Annotated in this window: 4 protein-coding genes; 2 read left to right on the top strand and 2 right to left on the bottom strand. The window is 36.0% G+C overall.

The window, feature by feature from the left end; all coding sequences use genetic code 11:
- Positions 1-296: 296 nt before the first annotated feature.
- Positions 297-497 (bottom strand): helix-turn-helix domain-containing protein, encoded by a 201-nt coding sequence (locus ACFO3G_RS03915; RefSeq protein WP_380078178.1) that lies wholly within the window; start codon positions 495-497, stop codon positions 297-299.
- A 5-nt stretch (positions 498-502) separates the two neighbouring features.
- Complete coding sequence (locus ACFO3G_RS03910) at positions 503-1,633, bottom strand: tyrosine-type recombinase/integrase (RefSeq protein WP_380078176.1); 1,131 nt, start codon at positions 1,631-1,633, stop codon at positions 503-505.
- Positions 1,634-2,794: 1,161 nt separating this feature from the next.
- Here ACFO3G_RS03910 and ACFO3G_RS03905 point away from each other — a divergent pair.
- Entirely contained in the window at positions 2,795-3,385 is a 591-nt protein-coding gene (locus tag ACFO3G_RS03905) for a C40 family peptidase (RefSeq protein WP_380078174.1), read from the top strand.
- Between the two features lie 17 nt (positions 3,386-3,402).
- Positions 3,403-4,062: a 7-cyano-7-deazaguanine synthase QueC gene (gene queC, locus ACFO3G_RS03900; protein ID WP_380078172.1), complete on the top strand. Its 660-nt coding sequence runs from the start codon at positions 3,403-3,405 to the stop codon at positions 4,060-4,062.
- The last annotated feature ends 755 nt before the right edge of the window (positions 4,063-4,817 follow it).

Raw genomic sequence — 4,817 nt, 5'->3', positions numbered from 1 at the left:
TTCTTCATGCTTAACCATTCGTTTTGACAACATTTCAATGATCTCTTTAGTGTTTTCGAACCGACTTTTGTCAGTTCTATTGTTTAACTTTTAATTTTTCGGTAAAAATTTACCGAAGTATTGTATCATCTTATTAAGTCTTTTTATTTTTTCACTTCTCTGTCTTCTTTTTCTCTCTTCTTAAAGTACCATTTCGTGGTCTTATTGACAGCTTTGTTATATAGCAATACAATCTTTTCTTTTGTTGTCTCACTCCTCTGCCAGTAAGTACCATTTCGTGGTCTTATTGACACATGTTATTTTACCTTCTTGGAAGTCATCCACTCTAACAATTCAGATTTATCAAATCTCAATCTTGATGCCTTACTTTTTCCCAGCTTGTAATACGGTATTTTTTTATCCATCACCAGCTTGTAAATATATGTGATTTTATACCCTAACATGTTGGCTACTTCCTTCACCCCCATGTACTCTTTTTGCTCTGATTGCTTTGTCATGTACTTTAGTTTTTGAAAAAATTATTTAATTGTGTTATCGCTTCTCTCTTGGCTTCTGCTTCTACATGTGCATATACCATTGTGGCTTGTATGCTTGCATGCCCCATGAGCTCTTGCACTCGTTTAATATCGACACCAGCAGTCACCAACATTGTAGCATAAGTATGTCTTGCAGTGTGAAATGTTACTTTTTCTTTAACCCCTGCACGTTCACCCCATTTCTTAAGAATAGCATTCACCGCCGTATTTGTTGGCAATCTCTTAAAAACATATCCTTTTTTTACCTTGCTCTTCGGCAACTGCTTTAGAGCCTCTTCGCATAATGGTACTATTATTTCACCCCCTGTCTTCTGTTGTTTAATAACAATTTCGCATACATTTTCACTGATGCGAATGTCAGACCAACATAACTTTTTTATGTCGCTAAATCTCAACCCAGTAAAGCAGGAAAACAAATAAGCTCTTCTAACAACGAGATTATTAAGGTCTGTTTTTTGCAAATTCTTAACCTCCTCTCTTGTCAATCGCTTTATTACTCTTGGTTCTTTCTTGAAGTGCTCCGAAGGACTTATTTTTGTTGTTGGGTTTGTTGCGATCAAATCACTTTGATATGCTTTTTTAATTGCAGATGCTAACAATGCATATATTTTTTTTTGGGTATTATTTGATAGTGGTTTGCTTGTTTTTCGTTTCAGGCTTGTAGTCTTTGACAGATGTTTGATAAACCCCAACAAGAAAAACTTATCAACTTTAACTAAAGGGTATGAAGGACTGCAATACTCTTTGAGATGTGACAGTAAAGCCACGTATGGTCTTCCAGTATTAGGCCTCTCGGCTTCTTTCATTATTCTTAACTCTTCAATGTATTGCATAAGTGATTTATCAATGTCAATTACCCGATGTTGTACCATGCTCTGCAAGCCTTTGATTTTTTTTACTAAAAGCTCTTGCAGGTATGATCTATGTTTTTTATCAAATACTTTACCCCTGATCTCGTTGTTAGGTATAATTACTCCGGTGCACTCTTTTGTTCTCTTACCGTTCTTGTAATATACATAGTAAACCGATTTCCCTGTTTTGAGAGACCTGACATATAATTTTACGGTGTCTCGGCCTCCACCCATGAGTAGTTTCATTTTATTATTCCTTTCTTGGTCTTTTCACAAACTTACTAAAAAAACAAAATGGGTACAGTTATGGGTACAGATATTTACAAACATGCGACAAAAGTTTGTAGTATTTCGCTATCTATCAGTGTATTAAACACAATATCAATGCTTGTAATTCGTTTTCATTATACTTATTGCAGGTTTGGGGTCGGGAGATTCCAAACCTTGTGCTTTGTATAGGTTGCTGTCAATTTTCATTAGATCACTATTCAAAGGTCAATCTGCTTATAGCTATCGCACCACCTATGTATAATATATTTTTTATGATGTTGTCATATACTCTTGGTTTAACCTAAATTATCATACTTATTAGGATTGAAAATAAGATGATTAAACCCCAAAAAGTCGATAAAACATCGGAGTATTACATACATTCAAATCCCCAAAGCATTTGGGGACTTTATAACATTACACCAAAATAGTAGAAAAATTTAGTAGACCATCATCATTTTATGAGATTATAAAATGATGATATATAGTGTATTAAGAAAAATAATTCCTAATGTCGGTCATTAGAACCTGCCATCTAAGGACAAATCCGGATTACAATAACCATAGATGATGCCTCTTTGATTTTGGGGGGTTATTTTATTCTCTTGGTTTGCGCTCTGCTTCTTGGACAGCATACTGTAATCATTCGTAATAACTTCATAAATGCTATCTCTTTCTATCGATATATTTGGGGTTAACTTCAAATACCCCAAGACTATTGTTTTTCATTGCTGTCCGAGAAAAGTTGGAAAGGGCGTATTAATGATGCTCAATCGCTGAATTTATGCGGTTGAGCATTTCATTTTTACAAGATAAGCCCCCTTTGAGTTCCAAAGTAGGCTGTCCGATAAAAACACCTTCTGTTTTGAGGTGGAAATTAGCAGTTGATACAAGTAGAAGCCTTAAGGGACGACGGATTTTTCCTTTATGGATGGTTTTCTTTGTTGAAGAGCATTGAAAGGTAGGCTGTCCGAGAAAACTCTGTACGATGTACAGCCAAGTACACAAGACAAATAATGCCGTTTAGTTAGGTGTGATGACAAGAGGTAGGGGATTCAAGCTTGTAAGTGTCACAATAGTTTTTATCGCAATAATTGTTTTTTGAATGACAATAATAATTCACATTATGCAAAGCGAATGAATTATCTTTGTGTGATGGTAAATGTGCGTACTAACATTAATAAGTTGTTGCTACTTATGGCAGTGGCATTTCTTTTGACCTCTTGTGTATCGAGAAGATTACCACATCCTTCTTCTCCTTCCGGCAAAGGAGGACAAACTTATTATATCAATCAGGATGGCTATCGAAGCAATTATCCTCCTGTGACAAATTGGATGGATGAGTTGATTTCTTTCAGTAAGCGGTTTGTAGGTAAGCCATATGGGTATCGTTGTAGCAAGGACTTATATTTTGATTGCTCCGGTTACATTTGCTATCTATTCAATTCGTATGGAGTAAGCTTGCCGCGTTCCTCTTCTGATATTTACAATTATGTCAATAATATTGTGACTCCATTGCCAGGCGATCTTGCATTTTTTACAGGGTCAAATAAGAATAATCGCAGAGTTGGGCATGTTGCATTGATTATTTCGATTGATGAGAGGGGGATTCGTATGATTCATAGTACATCTTCACGTGGCGTGATGATAGATACGTTGGATAAGAATCGATATTATCAAGAACGCTTCTTAAAATATGGACGCATTCCCGGACTCAGAAATAGATAAAGACAAAATATATTAGGATGAATAAATTGAACGATAAGCCCGGATTGATAGTTGTGTCGGGTGGTATGGACAGTGTTACGATGCTGTATGATTATGCAGATCAGATTGGTTTAGGTGTAAGTTTTGATTATGGTTCGAAGCATAATGCCAAGGAGATTCCTTTTGCAAAGCTGCATTGTGAGAGATTAGGTATAAAGCATATTACGATTCCCCTAAAGTTTATAAATGAGTATTTTCGTAGTTCACTTCTCTCCAATAGCGACGAAGATATTCCGGAGGGTGCCTATGCTGAGGATAATATGTCTTCTACAGTAGTTCCATTTAGAAATGGTATCATGCTAAGTATTGCGGCAGGGATTGCCGAATCGTATGACTTAAAAGAGGTTTATATCGCAAATCATTTTGGTGATCATAGTATTTATCCCGATTGTAGAGCCTCTTTTATTCGTCCAATGAAGGAGGCCCTGCAGGAGGGAACTTCCAACTCCGTGAAGCTGATGGCTCCATATACCGGTTGGTCTAAGGCTGATATTGCTAAGCGTGGGGTAGAGTTAGGTATAGATTATAGAGAAACTTGGAGTTGCTACAAAGGAGAAGAAAAACCTTGCGGCAAGTGTGGCACATGTATTGAGCGTAAAGAGGCTCTTGAAGCAGCCGGAATTTTTGATATGTTTTGATTGCAGTTACATATAGTTGACAAAAAGGCTTTGGATTATACAGACAAAATCCAAAGCCTTTTTTGTCTCTTGAACCTAAATGTCCACAGGTAATTGGGATGAAAATCAAATAATTTAAGTCTCAATATGCCAATACAATTATAGAAATGCCATTTAGTTTCAATCATTCAAAGCCATTTAGATATTTAAAATATACCAAAATGGTGCGTGATTTAGATGATAACAATCATTATTCTATAAGATTACAAAGTGCTGATTTGTAGTATATTAAGTGTATCTATTCTTAATAAGGCTCATTAGGAATTATTGTTGTTCGATTAAGGTTGATAAGGGCATATTGAAGTCTCCCAAACACTTAATTTGTGCGGATGAGCATTTCAATCTTGAAGATACTCTCCTTGGATTCTAAAGTCGGCTGTCCGACAAAAACATCTACAAGACTGAGTCATCAATCAGCATTTGATCCAAGTGAATGCCTTATGGCAAAGGGGGTGTCAAATGGGCGTTTTTCTTTTTTGAATGTATTGAAAGGTTGGCTGTCCGATAAAACCAAGCATGATTTACAGGCTAATGCCTCAGAATAGGTAATATCGTTTGGTTAAAGAGCAATCGAGAGAGCAGTTTATATGAAATTATTGCTGTCCGATAAAAATATCACAAAACAAAAAATAAGGGGCTGAACTTCCTTCACAGGAATCAGCCCCAATTGTCTTATCTTTATCATAGAAACTTACAAGAAAGACAATGCACAAAAG

Origin of the sequence: Falsiporphyromonas endometrii, assembly GCF_042654485.1 — a bacterium.
Classification (GTDB): Bacteria; Bacteroidota; Bacteroidia; order Bacteroidales; family Porphyromonadaceae; genus Porphyromonas; species Porphyromonas endometrii.
The sequence above is the reverse complement of the archived record's forward strand: the minus strand, read 5'-3'. Positions and strand labels throughout refer to the sequence as shown.